Origin of the sequence: Buchnera aphidicola (Floraphis choui) (assembly GCA_039830045.1) — a bacterium.
Classification (GTDB): Bacteria; Pseudomonadota; Gammaproteobacteria; order Enterobacterales; family Enterobacteriaceae; genus Buchnera_B; species Buchnera_B aphidicola_AX.
The window spans coordinates 426,483-449,774 of sequence record CP140044.1 but is presented as its reverse complement, the minus strand read 5'-3'; the positions used below and the strand labels follow the sequence as shown (position 1 = coordinate 449,774).

Here is a 23,292-nt window from a genome sequence, read left to right as displayed (position 1 = left end):
AATATACAATTGTATTAAACCATATTGTAGAGGTTAATTTGGACAATTTCAATAATGAAGAACAAAATAGACGTAAAAAATTATATATTATGAAAGAGAATGGCTTTAATTTTCCTAATGATTTTAAACCTAATAAATATTCTGTAGATATTAATAATGATTATAAATGTTATAGTAATAGCCAGTTAAAAATTATGAATATTTTTGTTAGTGTATCAGGTCGAATTTTACAAAAACGTATCATGGGAAAAAGTTCTTTTTTTTTGTTAAAAGATTGTGAAGGGGAAATTCAATTATATATCACAGAAAAAAATTTTTTAAATAATTTTTATTCAGATATGATTAAAAAATTAGATTTAGGTGATATTATAGGTGTTAAAGGGAATTTGTTTAAAACACAAACAGGAGAACTTTCTATTTATTGTATAGAATTAAAATTATTGACTAAGTCATTAAGACCGTTACCAAATAAATTTCATGGATTGTATAATAAAGAGATAAGATATAGACAAAGGTATTTAGATCTTATTAGTAACAAAAATTTAAAATATATTTTTAAAATACGATCTAATATTTTTATTAGTATTCGAAAATTTATGTTAGAGAATAAATTTTTAGAAGTGGAGACACCTATGATACAAAATATTCCTGGAGGTGCTATTGCACGTCCTTTTATTACTTATCATAATTCTTTGAATCTCAATTTATATTTACGAATTTCTCCTGAATTATATTTAAAGAGATTAATTATTGGAGGATTTGATCGGATTTTCGAAATTAATAGAAGTTTTCGTAATGAAGGAATTTCAACGCGTCATAATCCAGAATTTACTATGATGGAAGCGTATATGGCTTATTCGGATTATAAAGACATGATGGTTTTTACTGAAAATTTATTGAGAAATGTAGTTAAGTCAGTAATAGGACATTTAAAATTTAAGTATGGAGAATATGAATTAGATTTTGAAAAAAGTTTTTGTAAAATGACTATGAAACAAGCGATATTGCGCTTTAATTCAGATATTAAATTATCTGATTTAAATGATTTAGAAAAAATTCAGCATATAGTAAACATTTTAAAAATAAAAGTTGAAGAAAATTGGGGAATGGGTAAATTAATATCAGAGATATTTAATAAAACTGTAGAGAAGAAATTAGTTCAACCCACTTTTATTATTAATTATCCTATAGAAATTTCTCCATTATCTAGAAGAAATAATGTTAATTCTGATATTGCTGATCGATTTGAATTATTTATCTCTGGTTATGAGTTAGCAAATGGATTTTCGGAATTAAATGATTCAGAAGATCAAAAAAAACGATTTCTAGATCAAAATCAACAAGAAAAAATTAAGTTTGAAAATGATTCAACATTTTATGATGAGGATTATATCACTGCACTTGAATATGGTTTACCTCCAACTTCGGGATTAGGAATAGGAATTGATAGACTAATTATGATTTTAACTAATCAAAAAAGTATTCGTGATGTCATTTTTTTTCCTATTCTCAAACCTATGAACTTTAAAACATAAATTTTAATTATTGTCTTTTATTATATTTACGATATTTATTTGGTTATATGTTGTTATAAATTTAATTAGTTTTATATATTTAACTTTCTAAAAAGTTTTATACAATAAGTCTTACTTAATATTCTAAAAATTTTTATTTTGAATTATGTTAATTTATCGTTAATGTTATATTAAAGATGTCTGAGTATAAACAATAACGTGTCACTTTTGAGAAAGAAATTATGTTTAGTTGTTTAAATAAAAAAAAAGTAATATTTGAAACAGATAGTATATTAAAATTAGTTGAAAAATATCATTCTCCCTTATGGATATATGATGCAAATGTAATTTTAAAGAATATTCAAAAATTACGTAGATTTGATACTATCCGATTTGCTCAAAAGTCTTGTTCTAATATTCATATTTTAAATTTATTTCGTAAAAATGGAGTAAAAATAGATGCTGTATCATTAGGAGAAATTGAAAGAGGGTTAATTTCTGGATATAGTTCTATTGATCAAGGGATGATATTTACAGCTGATTTAATTGATAGATGTACTTTAGAAAAAATTAAAGAATTTCACATTCCTGTAAATATAGGATCTATTGATATGTTAACACAAATTGGAAAAGTATCTCCTGGACATAAAATCTGGTTACGTATTAATCCAAGATTTGGTTATGGACATAGTAAAAAAACAAATACTGGTGGAGAGAATAGCAAGCATGGTATTTGGGATATTAAATTAGCTATACCATTTATTAAAAAGTATAATTTTCAATTAATGGGATTACATATACATATTGGATCTGGTGTAAGTTATGAATATTTAGAATGCGTATGTGAAGAAATGATAAAACAAGTATTTTCTTTAAATTATGATATAACTATGATATCAGCAGGAGGAGGGTTAACGATTCCTTATAAACCATATGAAAATGTTTTTGATGTAAATAAATATTTTGTTTTATGGGATATAGCACGAAAAAAGATTTCTAATTATTTAAATCATCCTGTTAAGTTAGAAATAGAACCTGGAAGATTTTTAGTTGCAGAATCAGGAGTATTAGTTACTGAAATAAGAACAGTTAAGAATACAAGTTCTAAGCTTTTTGTTTTAGTTGATGCTGGGTTTAATGATTTAGTTAGACCTGCTATGTATGGAAGTTATCATCATATATCTGTTATTTCAGGTGATGGGCGCATAATAAATGAACAAGATACAATAGAAACTGTAGTAGGTGGTCCATTATGTGAATCAGGAGATATATTTACTCAAAATGGACAAGGCGATATAGAAACTAGGATGCTTCCTAAAGTTAGGCCTGGAGATTATTTAGTTTTTCATGACACTGGAGCTTATGGAGCTTCTATGTCTTCTAATTATAACAGTCGTTTTTTAATTCCAGAAATTTTATATGAAAATGGAAATTTTCGAATTATTCGAAAACGTCAAACTATACGAGAATTATTAGAATTAGAAATAAATTGCATTTAATATAAATTAAAATATATCAATTAATAATATTAATGTTTGTTAGTTTAAAATATAATAAATTCTATTTTTGATATGAAATTTTATTTTTTAATATTTATATTGATTGGTTTTTTATTATATTATATAAATATAAATTATTTTTACTATTGTTAATTAATATATATTAATTGTAGTTATAATTTATTTTATATAAAAATTTTCGTGTAATTGAAAAATAAAAGAATTTAAAAGTAGGAAAAATAAAGTTAATGAACAGTGTCTATATATCGTTTCCTAATTTTAATCCTGTTGCTATTTCTATATTTAATATTTCTATACGTTGGTATGGAGTAATGTATTTATTAGGATTTTTTTTTGTTTTATATCAAGGGAAAATTTGTATAAGAAAAATAGGATTAAAAAAAAGAGAGATAGAAGATATTTTATATTTTAGTTTTTTAGGTTTATTTATTGGTGGAAGAATTGGATATATACTTTTTTATAATCCAGTATTTTTTTTTAATAATTTTTTAAATATATTTAAAGTTTGGGAAGGCGGGATGTCGTTTCATGGAGGTTTATTAGGAGTAATTATAGTAATTTTTTATTTTTCAAAAAAATTTAATAAAAAATTTTTTTTAATTTCTGATTTGATTGCCCCGTTAGTACCGTTTGGATTAGGAATAGGAAGAATAGGAAATTTCATTAATGGAGAATTGTGGGGTCGTGTTGCTCCAGATTTTCCTTTTTCTGTTTTATTTCCTAATTCTAGATTTTTAGACTTAGAAGTATCTAAGCATGATTTAAGATTACAGGAATTAATAAATAAATTTGGTGTTTTGCCTAGGCACCCATCTCAAATATATGAATTTTTTTTAGAAGGAATAATCTTATTTATTATTTTATATTATCTTTCAAAAGTAATAAAAACTATTGGTGTAGTATCTAGTGCATTTTTAATTTTTTATGGAATTTTTCGTATTATAGTTGAGTATTTTCGTGAACCAGATTATCAAATAGGATTATTGAAACACACTCTTACTATGGGACAAATATTATCAATTCCTATGATAATATATGGATTTATGGTAATTATTATTATATATAATCCAATTAAAAAATTAAAATAACAGGTTAAATATGAATGTTTATTTGTCGTTGTTAAATAGAATATTAAATAAAGGGAAAAACAAATCAGATAGAACTGGAATAGGAACGTTATCTATTTTTGGTCATCATATGAAATTCAATCTAAAAATAGGTTTTCCATTAGTTACTACTAAACGATGTTATTTTTCTTCTATTCTTCATGAACTTTTATGGTTTCTTAGAGGTGATACAAATATTAAATACTTAAATGACAATAAAGTATCTATTTGGAATTCATGGGCAGATAAGTTTGGTGATCTTGGGCCTATTTATGGGGAACAATGGCGGAGATGGAAAACTATAGATGGTAAAGAAGTTGATCAAATTAAAAACGTAATTAATCAAATAAAAGATAATCCTAATTCTAGAAGAATATTGGTATCTAGTTGGAATGTTGGTGATTTAGAAAAGATGGCTTTATTTCCATGTCATGTATTGTTTCAATTTTACGTTATAGATAATGTTTTAAGCTGTCAATTATATCAACGTTCTTGTGATGTTTTTTTAGGTCTTCCATTCAATATTGCTAGTTATGCTTTGTTAACTCATATAGTAGCACAACAATGTCGTTTGAAAATTGGTAATTTTTTATGGACAGGTGGTGATGTACATTTGTATAAAAATCATATTAAACAAGCAAAAGAACAATTATTACGTAAGCCTTATCGTCTTCCAAAACTAATAATTAATAAAAAACCTAAAAAAATATTTGATTATTGTTTTCGTGATTTTAGTTTATTAGGATATAAATTTCATCCTTCTATTAAAGCAAATATAGCCGTATAATATTAATTAAATAATTTTTAAATTTACATTTATTTCAAAAGTTTTTTATACATTTAGAGTAATTCTAATTTTAAAAATCATGCTAAAAGGTATATTATTTATAATTTCTGCTCCAAGTGGAACAGGAAAATCTAGTTTAATTCAAGAAATATTAAATACTAATGTATTATTTAAAATAAAAGTATCAATATCTCATACTACTCGTAGCATTAGACCTGGGGAATGTAATGGAAAACATTATTATTTTATTTCTACTAATAAATTTAAAAAAATGATCAAAAAACAAAAATTTTTAGAATATGCACGAGTTTTTAATAATTATTATGGTACGTCTCAAGAAGAAATTTATAATTATTTATTAACTGGGATAGATATCTTACTAGATATTGATTGGCAAGGAGCACAGCAAGTACGTCGTTTAATTCCGGATTCTAAAAGTATTTTTATTCTGCCTCCATCTAAAAATGAATTATATAGACGACTGTGTAAAAGATCTCAAGATAGTGATTCTATAATACAAAAAAGAATGAATCAAGCAGTATCTGAAATGAAACATTATATAGAATATGATTATTTAATTATTAATGATGATTTTAAATTAGCTGCATCACATTTAAATAATATTGTTCAAGTAGAACATTTATCAAAACAGTATCAAATAAGAAAGAACAACATTCTTATCAAAAATTTGTTAAATTAATATGGTTTTTATATCAAGTAGATAAAATGTTTATTATAGTATTAAGTTTGATATAATTATACATATTACATAAATTAGTTATGTTTTTATTTTAGTTGAAATTTATAGAAACGAATGATATCATTGATATATGTTAAATAAAATTACTTTTATCATAATAATTATTTTTTCTCGACGCTACTTTTCTATCGTTTTCTCTTAGGTATCTTTTTCTTATTCTAATAGATGACGGTGTTATTTCTACTAATTCATCATGATTAATAAAACTAATAGCATATTCTAAATTAATTTTTAAAGGTGTAGTTAATGTTATTGCTTCATCAGACCCTGATGCTCTCATATTAGTTAGCTTTTTTCCTGATAAGCAATTAACAGTTAAATCGTTTATTCTATTATGAATACCGACAATTTGCCCTTCATATATTTTTACTCCATGTCCTATAAATAATTTTCCACGATTTTGTAAGCTAAATAAAGAAAATCCAACTGAATATCCTGTTTTATTCGAAATTAATACCCCATTTTTACGCAATCCAATGTTTTCATGTTGTATATTTCCATAGTGGCTAAAAGAAGAATAAAATATTCCAGACCCTGAAGTAATAGTTATAAATTCTGATCTAAATCCAATTAGAGCACGACTACTAAGGATACAATCAATTCTAGTTCTATTAGTTTTATCAGTAATAATATTAGTAATTTCTCCTTTTCGTTCTCCGATTAATTGTATTATTAACCCTTGATTTTTAGCTTCAATATCTAATGAAACTATTTCAAATGGTTCTTGTTTGATATTGTTAATATGTCGAATAATAACTTGTGGACGAGATACTTCTAATTCGAATCCTTCTCTTCTCATATTCTCAATTAGTATTGATAAGTGTAGTTCTCCGCGTCCAGATACTGAAAAAGTGTTAGAGTTCTTTGTTTCTTTTACTTTTAAAGCAATATTGTAAACCATTTCTTTTTTTAGTCTATTTAATATTTGTCGAGATGTAACATATTTTCCTTCTATTCCTGAAAAAGGAGAAGTATTTACAGAAAACATCATTTCTACTGTGGGTTCATCTACTTTTAATGTTGGTAGTGGATTTGCGTAGTTAGGATCACAAATAGTGTCAGAAATATTAAGTTTTTCAATACCTGTTATAGCTACTATATCTCCTGATTGTGCTAGATTTGTATCAATTTTTTCTAATCCAGAATAATTTAATACTTTTCCTATTTTTCCATTGATTTTTAATCCTTGATTATTTACTATTATTACATTTTTATTTGGTGTAATAGATCCTTGTTTAATACGCCCAATCCCAATTGTTCCTAAATAATTGTCATAATCTAACTGTGAAATTTGCATTTGTAGAGTATTGCTATTAAAATCAGTTTTAGGAGGAGGTGTATGTTTTATTATTGTATTGTATAATGATGACATATCAGATCCCATATTTTTATAGTCTACTCCAGATATTCCAAGTAATGCAGAAGTATATATAATAGGAAAATCGAGTTGTTCATCAGTGGCATTAAGATTTACAAATAAATCAAAAATTTGGTCAATTACCCAATCTGGTCTTACATGTTTTCGATCTATTTTATTAATTACTACAATAGGTTTTATTCCATAATTAAACGATTTTTGAGTAACGAATCGTGTTTGAGGCATTGGTCCATCTAATGCATCTACTACTAGTAATACAGAATCTACCATAGATAATATACGTTCTACTTCTCCTCCAAAATCAGAATGTCCGGGAGTATCTATTATGTTTATATGATAATTTTTCCATTTAATTGCAGCATTTTTTGCTAAAATTGTAATTCCTCGTTCTTTTTCAAGATCGTTTGAATCCATTATTCGTTCGGAATTGTCTTTGTTATTTTTAAAATTTTCTGATTGTTGTAATAATTTATCAACTAAGGTAGTTTTTCCGTGATCAACATGAGCAACAATAGCTATGTTACGTAAATTTTTATTCATTTTTATTAATATTATAAAATAGATAGTAATTAATTTTGTAATTGTTAGATAACGTTATGAAAATTTTATGTTAGCATGTTTATGCTAAAATAGTAATAATTTAATTGTATATTTTAAATTAAAATGCTTTAAAATATATAATTTTTTATAATAATTTATGCTAGATAGCATAAATTTAAAGCAGTAACATAAATAATTACTTTATAATTTATAATACACTTCTTTTATTTCGTTAATAATTATTTTAAAATAGTTAATTTTATAGTATATATTATTGAGAACTTTATTTTGTTTAAAAAAAAATATTATAATACTACTTTCTTAAAAAGTATTGCTAACATAGAAGTAGAAAAGTATGAATTTGGTTCTGAAGTCGCCTTTATCGGGTATTCTAATTCTGGAAAGTCTACAGTAATTAATATTGTAACTAATCAAAAAAAGTTATCTAGAGTTAGTAAAATTCCAGGGAGGACACAATTAATCAATGTTTTTGAGGTTTCTCCTGAAATACGTTTAGTAGATTTACCTGGTTATGGCTATTCTAAAGTTCCGGAAAAAGTTAAGTTTAATTTAAAAAATATGGTATTTAAATATTTAAAAATTCAAAAATGTTTACGAGGATTAGTTTTATTAATGGATATTCGAAACTCTACTATTAAGTATTTAGATAAATTAGTGGTAAGTTTGGCACAGTCATATAATATTCCAATATTAATTTTACTAAGTAAAGCTGATAAAATATCTTTTCTTAAACAAAAAAAACAATTGAACATTATACGTCAAGATAAGTTGGTTATGTTACATAACATACAAGTAGAATTATTTTCATCATTCAAGAAAATTGGAGTTCGTATTTTGAAAAATCAGTTAGACAATTGGATGTGTAAGAAACATTATCATACATAATTTTAGAACTAATTTATTTCTAATCCAGATTTATTTTTTGATGTTATTTGTCAAATAAATGTTTAATCTTTTATGTTTCTAAAATATATTTATCGTATAAAATATTTTTATTAATTTTCTATTTAAAATATTAATTTGTTATAAATTTATAAAATTATTTTTATGTTTTATATAAAAATATCGTTTTAATTTAATTTGAAGTTATATTTTGATTGTTCTAGATAATCCTAAAAATTTTATAAATAATAGAAAAATTGATTATTTTGATATGGTTTAGTTTATAATAGTTAATATTATTAGTAGAGATATTAAATTCTTGATATACAATAAGATATACATTTTATTTTTATTTAAATATATTTAAACATTGTATATTTTTAATTATAAAAATAAATAGTTTAATTATCTATTGTAATTTATTATTTAAACCTTGTTAAAATATGTAGTTTTAACATATAGAGATTTTTATTTTAAAATTATTTTTGGTAATGTATAATTTTATGATAATTTTTTTGGTATTCTTAATAAAATTACCATAAAATTTTAAATAAATAATTCTTAAAATTTACTATTAAATAGTAACTTAAACTTGATTTTTATATTGATAAATAGTCTCAACTTTTAAGTATATTATTCAATATATAAAATTTTAATATAATTTTATATTAATATTATAATATAATAACATTGCGCATTTTAAAACATTTTATATATCATTGATATGATATTTTATTTTATTGCTTTATCTTAAAACATTTTTAGATAAAATAATATAATTTCTATTAATTTTATTAATGTGTTTGTTCTAAATAGTTTTGATAATAAGTAAATAGAATTGTTTAAATGTATTTAAAAATTATTTTTAATATTTATATAATATACTTTTTGATTTATTTTAATACTTAAAAAATAAAGTAAAAATTTTTAAATTTTTTTATTAACGTGTGAAATTTTAATTTATTTTTTTAGATAGTTTTCATGAATCGTCCATTTTCCTTTTTCTAGTAATTTTGACCAGTTATGAAATTCGTAATATTTAAATAAATGAGATAGTCTATATATAGACGGTTTAGACATTTTTAGTTTGTTTATTGATATATTTGTTAGTATATCAGTTTTTATCGTAGCTAAATTTTTTGAAAGAAATGCTAAACTTTCGTTTTTTATTAATGATTCAGTTATATTTTTTGCTCCTCTAAATAAGCATTTAGGTATTTTTTCAATATTTTTGTATATATTTTTTAGGGATTTAAACTCTCTTAATAAGAATAGTGCTATTTTTTTTCCTATTTTTGGGACTCCTGGAATGTTATCTGATTTATCCCCCATTAATCCAAGTAAATCAGGAATTAATTCTGGAGTAATTCCATATTTACTTATTATTTCTTTTTTTCCTAAAATTTTGTTAGATTTATTTTCTAATATATTGATATTAGTGTTAACTAATTGAGCTAAATCTTTATCATTAGTACTAATTAAAGTAAATTTATTATTGTTATTTGCTTCACATGATAATGTTCCTATAATATCATCAGCTTCAAAATGAGGTATTAATACAATTGGAAATCCCATCATTTTTATTATTTGATGTAATGGTTTAATTTGAACTTGTAGTTTAATCGGCATAATTGGTCTATTTGATTTATAAAATTTAAATAGTTTATGTCTAAAAGTTTTAAATGGAGAATCGAAAACTATAATTATTTGGGTTTTAGGATATTTAAATAATAGTTTATTAAGCATATTTATTACACCATATATAGCTCCAGATGGTATTCCAATTTTATTATTGAGAAAAGGAAAAGAATAATATGATCGATAAAGATAAGAAGTGCCATCTATTAATAAATAATTAATATCTTTCTGATTGTTAGTCATGAGTACGTTCACTTAGTTTATTAGCATGTTTTAAGATGTGTTTCAGATTTTTGTATTATTTATATGTCTTTATTAAAAATAAGACAACGATGATAACTTTTATAATTAATATTTATTATTATTTTTAAGCAAATATTTTATAATTTTAATGTACTTTTAATACGATTTTCTTTGATATATTATCTATATTTTATTGTTTATAATATACTTTTCATGAATTAAAGTATGTGATTTAAATATATGATACTTAAAACTATATTTTAATTATATAGTACAAATGTAGCCATGAAATTATTTTAAGAAATTAAATATTTTTATTTTTTTTATATATAGGAATTGTATTTTATCATTGAAAAATATTTTAATTAAGCAAATTTTATAGATAGAAGGTTATTTTAATTTAGTTTTAGTGATTAAAAATACGTTGGTTTATAAAACAATATTATTATAAAATATGTAGTGTTTTAGAGTTAGTAATTTTATGGATTATTTCACGATAATGTAAAATATATTTTATTTTTGTAAATATTTCTTATATTAAGAAAGGTTATTTGAATAAATTTAAAATTTAAATAGTAGAAAATTTGTAGAGTTTCTATATCTTTATTTGAAAATAGTTAATTTAGGAAAGTATATAGTAACATTTTATAATAGATATTAAGAAGTATGAGCTACAACATTAATTAATAAAAAATTGCCAAAATAATTATATTAGAATAGTAGGTAATATATATAAATTTTATTAAACAAGTATAAAACAATTTATTAGAGTTATTTGTTTACTTTAAACTATCGGATATTTCAAATATTACTTTAAATATACATTTAAAATATTTGGCAGTTTGAAATATTTTACTCGTTAATTTCTATTTTTGAAATATCAAATAAATTTTAAAATATTGCTAATTTTAAAAAATGTTTTAAAAATTTTATGTATTTTAAAATAGGGTGTATTAGATATTAATTTTTATATAAATTTAACTTTTGTAACGTGTGTAATAAATTAAGTTAATACAATTTGGTTTTTTAAATTCATATATACTAAAGCAAAATAATTTACCTTAATTTGTTAAGGCTTATTAATGTATATGTGTATTATTAATATAATATTTTTATTATTTAAAATATTATATTTAAAAGAAAAACAAATTTTAATTGAATACTTTAGATGTATTAAAATATCGTCAAAAGTTTTATATTATTATATGTAAATCGATAAAACATGTATCGGATTAGTTATTAAAAATCATATTCTTAAATAATTTTTAAAATATTATGAATGTGTTCTATTTAAGAAACATTAAAGTATGATATTATGATTAGAGTTTTAAAATAAGTATTAAAGATTAAAGAAATTTTATATGATAAATTTTTTAAATTAGTTTAGTAATAAATTTAACGTATAAATATTAAAACTTTGCTTTTAAAATAGTATCTTATATTTTAAAAATATTTTTATTTGTATATTAGCTTCTAATACTTTAAATAAGTCGTTAAGATTTTTAAACGTTTTGTAACATTTTATTATTAAATAAAAAGTAATTAAAGTTTAGCTAACATTAAAATTTATAAAGTTTGTTATTGTATTTTACTTTATAAACTATTTTCTTGTATTGAATTTAGTATTTTGTATTTAAATGGTATAATTAAGATAATGAAAAGTAATATTTAATTATATTTTAATTTTAAATAAGATATTTAAAGATTTTAAAATATATATTTAGATTTATTATAATACTAAATATAATAATTTTATTATTTTTAAAATTTAACAGTTTAATTTATAAGTTATTTAAAATCTTATTTTTTGGAAAAATTTTACGTTTCATATTGATTAATAGAATTATTTACTTTTTAAAATATATTATCTCTTTTTTTGTCAATTTAAAAAAATAAAATTTGAAATGTTATTTTTTTATATGTTAATACAAGTAGAATCAGTAATTTTATATAAAATAAACTTATTTTATTAAATTGTTATTTTAATATTTTATCTTATAAATTTTAATAATTATATAGTTAATAATTTAATATTTAATAAATTTAATTTACTTTTTATTTATTTGATCATTAAATATAATTTCATATATACATATTTTACAAATAGAAATTCTATCTTTTAATAATAAACAAAAATATTATATTTATTTTTAGCAATTATTAAAACTAATTTTATATTTGTATTAAATAACCAATGTAATATACAAAATATAGGTTTAAGCTTTGTTTTAAAATATTTAAAAGTTTTATTCATAGAATAATAAAATATTTGTAAGGGTAAAATTTTTATCATTTAAATAGTGAATTTTAGATTTTAAATTGTTGATGTTAAATATCTTATAAATAAAAAAGGTATTTTAATATAAATTAATATAAATAATGTTATTTATTTATAGTACAGTATGCTTTGTAATAAGTATTTAATTAGATAAATAATAAATCTTAAGTTATTAGTATTAGTTATATTTGTAAATATTATTAAATTAATATTTATGTTATAAAATACAAATAAAGTATTTGGAGAGTTATTTAGAATAAATTTATATATTATTATTATATAATTGTAATTATTTAAATTTATTAGATATGTATAAATATATAAATTAGATTAGTATAAAACATATCGTATATTTTAAAAATTAATTTCGTTTATATTTAAAGTTCAAAATTAAATTTTATAAGAAATATTATTAATTTCATAATTGATAATAATTTTAGAGCGTATATGACAGTTATAAAAATAGGTTTATTCATATTATTATTTTTTTTGCAAATAAGTTTCTTTATAGGAAAAAATGGTTTATATGAATATGTGCAATTATATAGAAATATTTCTCAAAAAAAATTAAACATTTTTTATCTTACAGAACAAAATACAAAGTTATTGTCAGAAATAAAAAATTGGGATGTTAGTAATGAATTAATAGAAGAATATGCAAGAAGTAATTTAGGAATGATTAAAAAAGGAGAAAGTTTTTATAGAATTGTCATTAATCCATAATATTAGTCATATTAAATAATATATTAAAAGTTTACAAATTATTTTATGAGTACTATTAATTATTTGCGTACTAATATTGTTGCTATTGTTCCTGCAGCTGGAATTGGAAGTAGAATGCTTTTAAAAATACCCAAACAATATATAAAGGTAAGAGGGTATACTATTTTAGAACATAGTATAAAATTATTATTAGCGCATTCTAATATAAAAAAAGTAATAGTCGTTTTAAATAAGCGAGATGCTTTTTTTAAAAAATTATCTATTTCATCTCATCCTCGAGTATTTTCTGTAATTGGAGGTAAATTTCGTTTTTGCTCTGTACTATCCGGTTTATTAATAGTCAAAAATGCAGATTGGGTTGTAATTCATGATGCTGTAAGACCATGTTTAAACTTTAATGATTTAAATAAAATTATATCTTTAGTATATACCAGTAAAATAGGAGGAATATTAGCTACACCAATAAGTAATACTATTAAATATAGTATAGATAATTCTAATGTTTTTTGTACTGTTAATCGTAATAATTTATGGAATGCATTGACTCCTCAATGTTTTCCTATAAAGTTGTTGCTAGTTTGCTTAAAAAAAGCAATAAAAGAAGGAATAAATATAACTGATGAAGCATCAGTTATGGAATATTGTGGGTATTATCCAAAATTGATAAAAGGAAGTAACAATAATATTAAGATCACTTATCCAGAAGATATTTCTTTTGTTAATTTTTATTTAAAAAATAAATTTTGTAAGAAAATAAACATATGAGAATAGGACATGGTTTTGATGTGCATGCATTTGGTAGTACTAAGCCATTAATTATTGGAGGAGTAGTAATTCCTTATGAATGTGGTTTAATTGCACATTCTGATGGTGATATTGTTATGCATACTATTATTGATGCGTTAATGGGCGCTACTGCATTGGGAGATATTGGTTCATTTTTTTCTAATACTGATATAAAATATAGAAATATTAGTAGTCGAATTTTATTAAGAAAAATATGGAAGAAAATTTTGAAATTAGGATGTATTTTATCCAATATTGATACAACAGTTATTGCAGAACTTCCAAAAATGTTAGTATATAGAAATGAGATGAGAAAAAATGTTGCTATGGATTTAGTTACTTCTATTGACAATGTAAGTGTTAAATTTACTACTACTGAGAAGTTAGGTTTTGTTGGAAGAAAAGAAGGTATAGCATGTGAATCTATTGTTATGTTAAGTAATTTCAATAAATTATAATATAAAGTTTAGGAAAATGAATTTAAAATAATGTTTTATTTTCGATATATATAGGCAATAAATTAGCGAATAGCAGAAGTAATTTGTTTCAATTAAAACTACTCTCCTGCTATTTTATATTTTAAGTAACTAAAAATTTAAAAATCACTTTTAGTTTGCAACTTAAATAAAGTTGTATTTTTTTAGATTTTCCTCAATTCTTATCAATTGATTATATTTAGAAGTGCGTTCGGATCTACTCATAGAACCAGTTTTAATTTTATCAGAAGTTGTTCCTACAGATAAATCAGATATAAAAGTATCTTCTGTCTCTCCTGATCTATGAGAAATAATTGTAGTATAATTTGCTTCCTTTGCTATTTTTATGGTTTTCAGTGTTTCGCTTAATGTTCCAATTTGATTTAATTTAATTAAAATAGCATTAGCTATTCCTTTTTTAATTCCTTTTTTTAATAATTTTTCATTAGTTGCAAATAAGTCATCTCCTACTAATTGGATTTTTTTTCCTAATATTTGTGTTTGATATAAAAATCCATTCCAATCTGATTCGTCTTGACCATCTTCTATAGAATCTATGGGATATTTTTTGATTAGTTGTTCTAAATAATGAGTAAATTCTTTTGATGTAAAATCTTTTTTTTCTCCAATTAATTTGTATTGTTTTGTATTTTCATCGTATAATTCAGAAGCAGCACAATCTAAAGCGAAAGTAATATCTTTTCCTAATATGTATCCAGATTTTTCAGTAGCTTCTTTAATAATTTCTAGCGCTAATTCATTTGATTCTAAATTTGGAGCATATCCACCTTCATCTCCAACAGCTGTACTTAATTTTTGTTTTTTTAAAATTTCTCCTAACATATGGAATATTTCTGATCCCATTCTAATACCATCTTTAATAGTATGAGCACTAATTGGTTGTATCATAAATTCTTGTATATCAATATTATTATTTGCGTGTTTTCCCCCGTTTATGACGTTTATCATAGGAATAGGTATAGAAAATTTTTTTGGAGTTTCGTTTAATTCAGCAATATGTTGATATAAAGGTATACCTTTATATGCTGATGCTGCTCGTGCTGTTGCTAGTGAAATAGATAAAATGGTATTTGATCCTAATTTAGATTTATTATCTGTTCCATCTAATTGACACATAATATCGTCAATAGTTTTTTGATCAGTAGCATCTTGATTTTTTAATTTTTTAGATATAATATTGTTAATTAATTTAACAGATTGAGTTACTCCTTTTCCAAAAAATCGTGATTTATCATTATCACGTAATTCTAATGCTTCTTTAGATCCTATTGAAGAACCAGAAGGAGAAGATGCTAATCCTATACATCCTCCTTTTAAATGAACTTCAGATTCAATAGTAGGGAATCCTCTGGAATCTATTATTTCTCTAGCGATTATTTTTTTGATTTTAGACATAAATTGATTTTCCTATTATGTTAATATATTTTTTATGTTAGGTATAATTTAAATTTAATGATTAATTTTATATTTTTGTTTGTATTTCAAAGCAGCTTTGACAAAACTAGAAAATAATGGATGTCCATCTCTAGGTGTTGATGTAAATTCTGGATGAAATTGACAAGCAAGAAACCATATATGATTAGATAATTCTAGAATTTCTACTAATTTGTTATTTTCAGATAGCCCTGTAACGCGTAATCCATGTTCTTCTATTTTTTTTAAGAAATTATTGTTTACTTCATATCGATGTCTATGTCGTTCTGATATAGTATCAGTTCCGTATAACTTTTTAGATAAACTATTATTTTTTAAATAGCATGTTTGGCTTCCTAGTCTCATTCTTCCTATTAAATGTTTCGTATTTTTTTTGATTTTATTATGGATTAATATTTTTTTTTGTTCTTGTATTAATGAAATAACAGGATATTTGCATTGTGGTGAAAACTCTGTTGAGTTAGCTTCTTTTAAACCTACAACGTTTCTAGCAAATTCTATTAATGCAACTTGCATTCCCAAACAAATTCCAAAAAATGGAACATTTTTTTCTCTGGCATATTTTACAGAGATTATTTTCCCATTTATTCCTGCTTTTCCAAATCCACCAGGAATTAAAATTCCGTGAAGAAGTTTTAATAAATTAACATTTGATTTATTAATATTTTTAGAATTAATTAATTTTATATCAATTATTGTTTTATTTTGTAATCCACCATGCTTTAATGCTTCTATAACTGACTTATAAGCATCTGGCAACTCAATGTATTTTCCAATAATTCCAATAGTTACTGTTTGTTTAGAATTACATTCATTATGTATGACTTGCTCCCATTCTGATAAATCAGCTTTAGGTGCGTATAATCTAAAATGATTACAAATTAAATTGTCCACTTTTTGTATGTTTAATAATTTAGGAATAGTGTAAATAGATTTAACATCTTTTAATGAAATAACTGACTTTTCTGAAACATTGCAAAACAAGGAAATTTTTTTTCGCTCAGTAATTGAGATCGTTTTTTCTGATCGACAGATTAATATATCTGGTTGTATTCCAATCGATAACAATTCTTTTACCGAATGTTGCGTCGGTTTTGTTTTAATTTCTTCTGTGACAGATATATAAGGAATTAAAGTTAAATGAATGTACATAACATTTTTTTTCCCTACATCTACAGCCATTTGGCGAATTGCTTCTAAAAACGGTAATGATTCTATATCGCCTACAGTGCCTCCAACTTCTACAAAAATGATATCTTTGTTCTTAGAACATGAAAAAATTCTATTTTTAATAGCATTAGTAATATGAGGAATAACTTGAATGGTAGAACCAAGGTAATCTCCATTTCTTTCTCTTTGTAGTACTTCGGAGTAAATACTACCAGTAGTAAAGTTATTATAACGAGTCATTTTATTTCGAATGAATCGTTCATAATGTCCTAAATCTAAGTCTGTTTCTGCTCCATCTTCAGTAACGAAGACTTCTCCATGCTGGATTGGACTAATAGTACCTGGATCTACATTAATATATGGATCTAATTTTATAATGGTTACATTAAGATTTCTTGCTTCCAGAATAGCAGCTAAAGACGCTGTTGTAATGCCTTTTCCGAGAGATGATACTACACCCCCGGTTATAAAAACATAATGTGTTGTCATGTTTAGCCAAATTTTAAATGAAATATTAAACAAGATCATTAAAAATAATAATATAGTTTTTTAAAATTTATGTTATAAACTTTATTTTTTGGTTGGATTATATAGTAATTTTATTTAAAATAAATTTTACTAGTTATTGTATTATTTGTAATATTAGTTGTTTTATGAGTTACCATACCTTATAATGTGTTTAAAATATTTAATAAATTACGTAATATTTATTTTTCATGAATAAAATAAAATTAATTAAAATATCTAAATATATGATTTAATACTAGATTTTCAATTATTGATATGGAATAAAATAGTTTATGGTATATTAAAAAGTCTTTTTATTAAAATAATATAGTATTTTATAAATTTAAGATTTTTTAAATAATTTTTTTTGGTCGTCAATATTAATTTTTACATTATCTTTTAATGTTACTATTCTATTAAATGTTAATTCATTTGTAGTATGATAGTTTTTATCAATACAAAAATATCCCTCCCTTTCAAATTGAAAGTGATTTTTGGAAATATTATTTAATATTCCAGATTCTATAAAACCTTTTTTAATAGTTAATGAATTCTTATTAATATATTTTAAAAAATTTAATTCTGATTCAGGATCTTTTAGTAAAAATAATTTTTCATATAAATTAAATGTTGCAGGTAGTGCATTTTTTTTAGAAATCCAATGAATTACTCCAGATACTTTTTTGTTAATAGGATTTTTTCCTAACGTAGTTTTATCATATGTACAAATAATTCTAGTTATATTATTATTATCATCTTTTATAACTTTTTTTGCATTAATAGTATAAGCATGTCGTAATCTGATTTCTTTTCCAATTGTCAACTTTTTACTTAATATAGCATTATTTTCATAAAAGTCGAAACGATCTATATATATATTATTGCTAAAAATTGATTTATGTGTCCCCATTTCACTAATATTAGGGTGATTAGGAACGGTTAATATTTCTTCATAATCATCAGATAAATTACAGATATATATTTGTATTGGATTAATTACTGCCATGTATCTATGAGAATTTAAATTTAAATCATTTCGAATACAAGATTCTAATAAAGATAATTCTATTATATTTTCTTGTTTTGTAACTCCAATTTTTTCGCAAAAATTTTTTATAGAGGAAGGTGTATATCCTCGTTTTCTTAATCCAGAAATTGTTGGCATTCTAGGATCATCCCATCCATTGACAATATTGTTAGATATTAATAGTTGCAGTTTTCTTTTTGACAATATGGAATATTCTAATTTTAGTCTAGAAAATTCATATTGGTGAGAATGATGAGTAACACTGATCTTACTTAAGATCCATTCATATAATTTCCGATTATCTTGAAATTCTAATGTACAGATAGAATGTGTAATTTTTTCTAGAGAATCAGAAATGCAGTGAGCAAAGTCATATGTAGGATATATACACCATTTTTTTTTAGTTTGATGATGTTTAATAAATAGAATCCGATATAATACAGGATCTCTCATTACAATGAGAGGAGATTTCATATCAATTTTAGCTCTTAGGCATGCATCTCCTTCAGAAAAAAATCCATTTTTCATCTTTTTAAATAATAATAAGTTCTCTTCAACTGTTTGTGTTCGATATGGACTATCGATTCCAGGAGTAGTTAAAGTTCCTCTATATATTCGTATTTCTTCTTTAGTTAATCTATCAACGTAAGCTAATTTTTTCGTAATCAGTTCTTTAGCATATTTATAAATAATTTTAAAATATGAAGATGCATATAAGACATCATTATCCCATCTGCATTTCAACCATTTTATATCTTTAATAATACTTTTAATATAATGAATATTTTCTTTTTTAGGATTAGTATCATCAAAACGAAGATTAAATGTTCCTTGGAATTGTTTAGCTAAATAAAAATTTAGGAATATAGATTTTGCATGTCCTATATGTAAATAACCATTTGGTTCAGGAGGAAATCGCGTTTTAACATTGTTTATTTTTTTGCTCATCAAATCATGAAAAATTATTTTTTGGATGAAGTTACGCATTTTTTTGTTTTTATTATTCATGTTATGTCCATGATATTAATTCAAAATAATAAAAATATTTTTAAAAATATAAGAAAATAAAATTATTTATATAAATAGATAATTGTAATATAATTCATGTTAACGATTTTATGAGTAAATTTTATAATTATAATTTATTATAAATCAGTGTTGACTTTATTAGTATAACACAGCATAATTTAAATCATAAATAATTTTATATTTTGGCTACGTAGCTCAGTTGGATAGAGCACAGCACTCATAACGCTGAGGTCACAGGTTCAATTCCTGTCGTAGCTATATTGTTATTTAAATAAAATTTTAAAAATGCGGAAGTGGCGAAATTGGTAGACGCACCAGATTTAGGTTCTGGCACCATTAGGTTTGCGAGTTCGAGTCTCGCCTTCCGCATTTTAAAAATAGTAAGTTTATATTTGGGGTATAGCCAAGAGGTAAGGCACCGGTTTTTGATACCGGCATCCCTGGTTCAAATCCAGGTACCCCAGAAAAATAAATTAAAAATTTGAATTTTTTTGGTATTACTCTTCGTTAATCAAACCTAAAATGCGTTTTCCTATCTATTAAATCATATGTTTTTTAGAAATAAAATATATAGTTATAAGAATTTAAAATAAATAAAACTGTTATAAATAATAAAATTTAGTATAGGTTTTATCTTATGAATTCAAATGAATTAAAAAAGTCTGTTGCAATAGCTGCTTTAGACTATATTCGTCCTGGTACAATAATTGGGATTGGTACAGGTTCTACTGTATCATATTTAATTAAAGCATTAAGTTCTACTAAAAATTTAGTTAATGGAGCTGTTTCGAGTTCTAATTCTTCTACATTATTTTTAAAAAAATATGGTATTCCTGTATATAATTTAAATGATGTACAATCGTTAACATTATATATTGATAGTGCAGACGAAATTAATTTCCAGTTTCAAATGATTAAAGGAGGAGGTGCTGCGTTAACTAAAGAAAAAATTATTGCTTCTGTAGCAGAAAAATTTGTTTGCATCGCTGATGAATCAAAGTTGGTAAAAGTTTTAGGAGCGTTTCCATTACCTATTGAAATAATACCAATGGCTATGTCTTATATATGTAATAAATTGAAAAAATTAGGAGGTAAACCAAAAGTTAGAAAAAATGTTATTACGGATAATGGAAATCTAATTATTGATGTTTATGATTTTAAAATATTAGATCCAATAAAAATAGAAAAAAAAATTAATTCTTTTCCTGGAGTAGTTAGTGTAGGTTTATTTGCAACTCGAACGGCAGATATTGCTTTGATTGGAAAACAATCAGGTGTAGTAGTTATGAAGAAAGTTAGTATATAATAAGATCGTATAAGTAAACATTAAAATATTTAAGTATTGTATGTAATATATAATTTTATTTTAAAATTATTTTATGTCTTTTAGTTATTAAATTTATTGATATCTTATAATATACTTGATTTTTCAAAATTTTAAGTAATTCATATAGTAAGTTGTATTATTTAAAATAATAATTTTTATTTTGCTGGTATATAATAAATATTATTACAAAATTTAATTATTTTAAAGTTAGGTTATATAAATAAAATGTCTGTACAATATATAGATATAAAAATTTTTGGAAAATCATTAAAAGTTAGTTGTCCCAATGAGTGTAGTGAAGATTTACAAACTGCGGCTCGTTATCTGAATCAAAGACTACAAGATTTAAAAGTTAAAACTAAAGTTTCTAATACAGAACAATTGATATTTGTAACAGCATTAAATATATCTTATGAATTAGAAAACGAAAAAGCAAAGATCAATAAAATCATTTTAAAATTAGAAGCGATTATTTCAAAATTAAAAAAAATAAAGACAATTAAAAAAAAGTGAAAGTTTTATACTTTATTAAATAAATACATATTTTATTAGTTTTACATAAGATGACTTTATGTTTTTTATAAAAAGAAATGCTCAAAGGACATATTTTAGAGAACTAAGAAAGAAATTGTCGTTGAGCGAACAAAAAATTGCATCCATTAATATTTCTATTATGGCTTTTTACTATGAAATTTTTTCTTTATCTAAAAATATAGCAGTTTTCTTTTCTTTTGATGGAGAAATTAGTACTAATGAACTTATTTTGAAATTGTGGAAAAAAAAATATAATGTTTTTTTACCTATCGTTTGTCAAGATTTTAATATTCCATTATTGTTTGCTCAATATTATCCTAATACTCGTTTAAAATTGAATAATTTTAATATATTTGAGCCAGTTATCAATAAAGAAGTTGTTTTATCTTATAAAGATATGGATATAATTTTTGTTCCATTAGTAGCATTTGACAGATTTGGATATCGATTGGGAATGGGTGGAGGATTTTATGATAGAATTTTAAATAATTGGAAAAATAAAGGGTTTTTTCCAATTGGATTGGCTTATAGTTTTCAATTAACAAATGAAATAACTCCTGGTCCTTGGGAGTCTCCATTACCTGTTATTTTAACTCCTAATAAGTTGTGGAGATGGAATGTAAATATTTTTTAAAAATACATAAAATAAGTAATATTGGATTCTTAGTTTTACTTATTTTAAAAGGTATATTTTACTATTATTTAGCTAGATTATTAAAATAATTCATTCTATATATTTTAATAATGATATCTTTTAAATATTAAGAGTAATTATATTTTTAACGTTGTTTAATACAGTAAGAATGTACATAAGGATTATGATTTCCTTGAATATTAAAAATTAATTTATCTCTCTTACATTCCCAAACACTAACTGGATATTTTTTATTCCAAATATTAAATAATTTTATTTGCTCTTGAGAAATGTTTAATTTATAAGTTTCATTCATATAAAAATAAGTTCTTGCAATAATTCCTTTTGATATATCAGGTGGTTCTGCTACTTTTCGATGAAAATCAATTTTCATTGAACAGCGTCCATATTGATTTTTACTGTTATTATCTAATTGTCCATACATAAAATTACTTCTATCTGCATTTACTTCTCCTATAACAGGTTGCAGATTATGAAGGTCTGTTTCTATTTTTTTATAGTTCATATCATGAGTACAGTTTTTTCTTCCTCCTTTTTTCCAACATTGTTTTAGATGTCCAAACTGCCATGCTGGAACGACATGTTCCCACTCTATTCGATGAGCTCTATTTGTATTTTTTCGAATCTTATAACCACAAGATTGCAATTGTGGAATACCTTTCTTTTTAGTCCATGATATTTTACATCCGCAATAAAAAGTACTTGGTGCATCAATATTAATTTTTTGTGCTAACAATTTAGTTTGATAAAAATTTCTATAATTATGTTTATACGTTTCATTTTTTTCTGAATGTAATAACGTTAATGATGATAATAATATAAAAAACGCTTTAATTAACATTTTATTTTAATAGTTTTAAAAATAATATTTTATCAAAATATGTTTAAATATTAAATAATAAATATAACTTAAATTGTAATAATTTTCCTATATTT

Annotated in this window: 18 protein-coding genes and 3 tRNA genes; 15 read left to right on the top strand and 6 right to left on the bottom strand. The window is 22.8% G+C overall.

The features are described 5' to 3' along the window. Window positions 1-8 precede the first annotated feature (8 nt). The 5 genes from lysS (at window position 9) to gmk (ending at window position 5,627) form a co-directional block, all read left to right on the top strand. Window positions 9-1,535, top strand: coding sequence for a lysine--tRNA ligase (gene lysS / locus UAT33_02015; GenBank protein ID XBC44114.1), 1,527 nt, complete (start codon window positions 9-11; stop codon window positions 1,533-1,535). 221 nt (window positions 1,536-1,756) lie between these two features. Beyond that, the gene (gene lysA / locus UAT33_02010; protein ID XBC43708.1) at window positions 1,757-3,013 is read left to right on the top strand and encodes a diaminopimelate decarboxylase; all 1,257 of its coding nucleotides are present in this window, start codon (window positions 1,757-1,759) and stop codon (window positions 3,011-3,013) included. Between the two features lie 248 nt (window positions 3,014-3,261). After that, a complete protein-coding gene (lgt, locus tag UAT33_02005) occupies window positions 3,262-4,122 on the top strand; it encodes a prolipoprotein diacylglyceryl transferase (GenBank protein ID XBC43707.1) in 861 nt (286 codons plus the stop codon). Between the two features lie 10 nt (window positions 4,123-4,132). Further along, on the top strand, window positions 4,133-4,927 hold the full coding sequence (gene thyA, locus UAT33_02000; protein ID XBC43706.1) for a thymidylate synthase: 795 nt from the start codon (window positions 4,133-4,135) through the stop codon (window positions 4,925-4,927). Window positions 4,928-5,006: 79 nt separating this feature from the next. Continuing rightward, a complete protein-coding gene (gene gmk, locus UAT33_01995) occupies window positions 5,007-5,627 on the top strand; it encodes a guanylate kinase (protein ID XBC43705.1) in 621 nt (206 codons plus the stop codon). Between the two features lie 133 nt (window positions 5,628-5,760). Here the strand turns inward: gmk and typA are convergent, their stop codons facing one another. Continuing rightward, window positions 5,761-7,605, bottom strand: coding sequence for a translational GTPase TypA (typA, locus tag UAT33_01990; protein XBC43704.1), 1,845 nt, complete (start codon window positions 7,603-7,605; stop codon window positions 5,761-5,763). Window positions 7,606-7,893: 288 nt separating this feature from the next. On the opposite strand from typA, the gene yihA reads away from it, so the two are divergent. Further along, complete coding sequence (yihA, locus tag UAT33_01985) at window positions 7,894-8,511, top strand: ribosome biogenesis GTP-binding protein YihA/YsxC (GenBank protein ID XBC43703.1); 618 nt, start codon at window positions 7,894-7,896, stop codon at window positions 8,509-8,511. A gap of 957 nt (window positions 8,512-9,468) precedes the next feature. Here yihA and UAT33_01980 read toward each other — a convergent pair. Next, window positions 9,469-10,389 (bottom strand): 5'-3' exonuclease H3TH domain-containing protein, encoded by a 921-nt coding sequence (locus UAT33_01980; protein XBC43702.1) that lies wholly within the window; start codon window positions 10,387-10,389, stop codon window positions 9,469-9,471. Window positions 10,390-13,114: 2,725 nt separating this feature from the next. On the opposite strand from UAT33_01980, the gene UAT33_01975 reads away from it, so the two are divergent. Genes UAT33_01975 through ispF form a run of 3 tightly spaced genes read left to right on the top strand, consistent with a single transcriptional unit; the run spans window position 13,115 to window position 14,634 of the window. Then, window positions 13,115-13,390 (top strand): septum formation initiator family protein, encoded by a 276-nt coding sequence (locus UAT33_01975; protein XBC43701.1) that lies wholly within the window; start codon window positions 13,115-13,117, stop codon window positions 13,388-13,390. Window positions 13,391-13,435: 45 nt separating this feature from the next. Continuing rightward, window positions 13,436-14,155, top strand: a complete 720-nt coding sequence (gene ispD / locus UAT33_01970; GenBank protein ID XBC43700.1) for a 2-C-methyl-D-erythritol 4-phosphate cytidylyltransferase — start codon at window positions 13,436-13,438, stop codon at window positions 14,153-14,155. Further along, window positions 14,152-14,634 carry a 2-C-methyl-D-erythritol 2,4-cyclodiphosphate synthase gene (gene ispF / locus UAT33_01965; protein XBC43699.1) on the top strand — a complete coding sequence of 161 codons (483 nt, stop codon included), beginning with the start codon at window positions 14,152-14,154 and terminating at the stop codon, window positions 14,632-14,634. The genes ispD and ispF overlap by 4 nt, the downstream gene beginning before the upstream one ends. 162 nt (window positions 14,635-14,796) lie before the next feature. Here the strand turns inward: ispF and eno are convergent, their stop codons facing one another. The 3 genes from eno to glnS form a co-directional block, all read right to left on the bottom strand. Further along, window positions 14,797-16,068 (bottom strand): phosphopyruvate hydratase, encoded by a 1,272-nt coding sequence (eno, locus tag UAT33_01960; GenBank protein XBC43698.1) that lies wholly within the window; start codon window positions 16,066-16,068, stop codon window positions 14,797-14,799. A 54-nt stretch (window positions 16,069-16,122) separates the two neighbouring features. Beyond that, a complete protein-coding gene (locus UAT33_01955) occupies window positions 16,123-17,766 on the bottom strand; it encodes a CTP synthase (GenBank protein ID XBC43697.1) in 1,644 nt (547 codons plus the stop codon). Window positions 17,767-18,127: 361 nt separating this feature from the next. Continuing rightward, window positions 18,128-19,819 (bottom strand): glutamine--tRNA ligase, encoded by a 1,692-nt coding sequence (glnS, locus tag UAT33_01950; GenBank protein ID XBC43696.1) that lies wholly within the window; start codon window positions 19,817-19,819, stop codon window positions 18,128-18,130. 205 nt (window positions 19,820-20,024) lie between these two features. Between glnS and UAT33_01945 the strand changes: the two genes are divergently transcribed. The 6 genes from UAT33_01945 (at window position 20,025) to UAT33_01920 (ending at window position 22,335) form a co-directional block, all read left to right on the top strand. Further along, a tRNA-Met gene (locus tag UAT33_01945) sits at window positions 20,025-20,098 on the top strand. A gap of 29 nt (window positions 20,099-20,127) precedes the next feature. Beyond that, window positions 20,128-20,209 (top strand) — tRNA-Leu (locus tag UAT33_01940). Between the two features lie 24 nt (window positions 20,210-20,233). After that, window positions 20,234-20,304: transfer RNA gene (locus UAT33_01935), tRNA-Gln, on the top strand. Between the two features lie 173 nt (window positions 20,305-20,477). Continuing rightward, entirely contained in the window at window positions 20,478-21,146 is a 669-nt protein-coding gene (gene rpiA / locus UAT33_01930; protein XBC43695.1) for a ribose-5-phosphate isomerase RpiA, read from the top strand. A gap of 246 nt (window positions 21,147-21,392) precedes the next feature. After that, on the top strand, window positions 21,393-21,680 hold the full coding sequence (gene zapA / locus UAT33_01925) for a cell division protein ZapA (GenBank protein ID XBC43694.1): 288 nt from the start codon (window positions 21,393-21,395) through the stop codon (window positions 21,678-21,680). Window positions 21,681-21,738: 58 nt separating this feature from the next. Continuing rightward, window positions 21,739-22,335 carry a 5-formyltetrahydrofolate cyclo-ligase gene (locus tag UAT33_01920; protein ID XBC43693.1) on the top strand — a complete coding sequence of 199 codons (597 nt, stop codon included), beginning with the start codon at window positions 21,739-21,741 and terminating at the stop codon, window positions 22,333-22,335. A 145-nt stretch (window positions 22,336-22,480) separates the two neighbouring features. Here the strand turns inward: UAT33_01920 and UAT33_01915 are convergent, their stop codons facing one another. Continuing rightward, complete coding sequence (locus UAT33_01915; GenBank protein XBC43692.1) at window positions 22,481-23,197, bottom strand: endonuclease; 717 nt, start codon at window positions 23,195-23,197, stop codon at window positions 22,481-22,483. Window positions 23,198-23,292 lie beyond the last annotated feature (95 nt).

Coding starts and splice junctions, on each gene's coding strand:
- lysA (XBC43708.1), top strand. CDS start 1,757: ATGTTTAGTTGTTTAAATAAAAAAAAAGTAATATTTGAAACAGATAGT.
- lgt (XBC43707.1), top strand. CDS start 3,262: ATGAACAGTGTCTATATATCGTTTCCTAATTTTAATCCTGTTGCTATT.
- thyA (XBC43706.1), top strand. CDS start 4,133: ATGAATGTTTATTTGTCGTTGTTAAATAGAATATTAAATAAAGGGAAA.
- gmk (XBC43705.1), top strand. CDS start 5,007: ATGCTAAAAGGTATATTATTTATAATTTCTGCTCCAAGTGGAACAGGA.
- typA (XBC43704.1), bottom strand. CDS start 7,605: ATGAATAAAAATTTACGTAACATAGCTATTGTTGCTCATGTTGATCAC.
- UAT33_01980 (XBC43702.1), bottom strand. CDS start 10,389: ATGACTAACAATCAGAAAGATATTAATTATTTATTAATAGATGGCACT.
- UAT33_01975 (XBC43701.1), top strand. CDS start 13,115: ATGACAGTTATAAAAATAGGTTTATTCATATTATTATTTTTTTTGCAA.
- ispD (XBC43700.1), top strand. CDS start 13,436: ATGAGTACTATTAATTATTTGCGTACTAATATTGTTGCTATTGTTCCT.
- ispF (XBC43699.1), top strand. CDS start 14,152: ATGAGAATAGGACATGGTTTTGATGTGCATGCATTTGGTAGTACTAAG.
- eno (XBC43698.1), bottom strand. CDS start 16,068: ATGTCTAAAATCAAAAAAATAATCGCTAGAGAAATAATAGATTCCAGA.
- UAT33_01955 (XBC43697.1), bottom strand. CDS start 17,766: ATGACAACACATTATGTTTTTATAACCGGGGGTGTAGTATCATCTCTC.
- glnS (XBC43696.1), bottom strand. CDS start 19,819: ATGAATAATAAAAACAAAAAAATGCGTAACTTCATCCAAAAAATAATT.
- rpiA (XBC43695.1), top strand. CDS start 20,478: ATGAATTCAAATGAATTAAAAAAGTCTGTTGCAATAGCTGCTTTAGAC.
- zapA (XBC43694.1), top strand. CDS start 21,393: ATGTCTGTACAATATATAGATATAAAAATTTTTGGAAAATCATTAAAA.
- UAT33_01920 (XBC43693.1), top strand. CDS start 21,739: ATGTTTTTTATAAAAAGAAATGCTCAAAGGACATATTTTAGAGAACTA.
- UAT33_01915 (XBC43692.1), bottom strand. CDS start 23,197: ATGTTAATTAAAGCGTTTTTTATATTATTATCATCATTAACGTTATTA.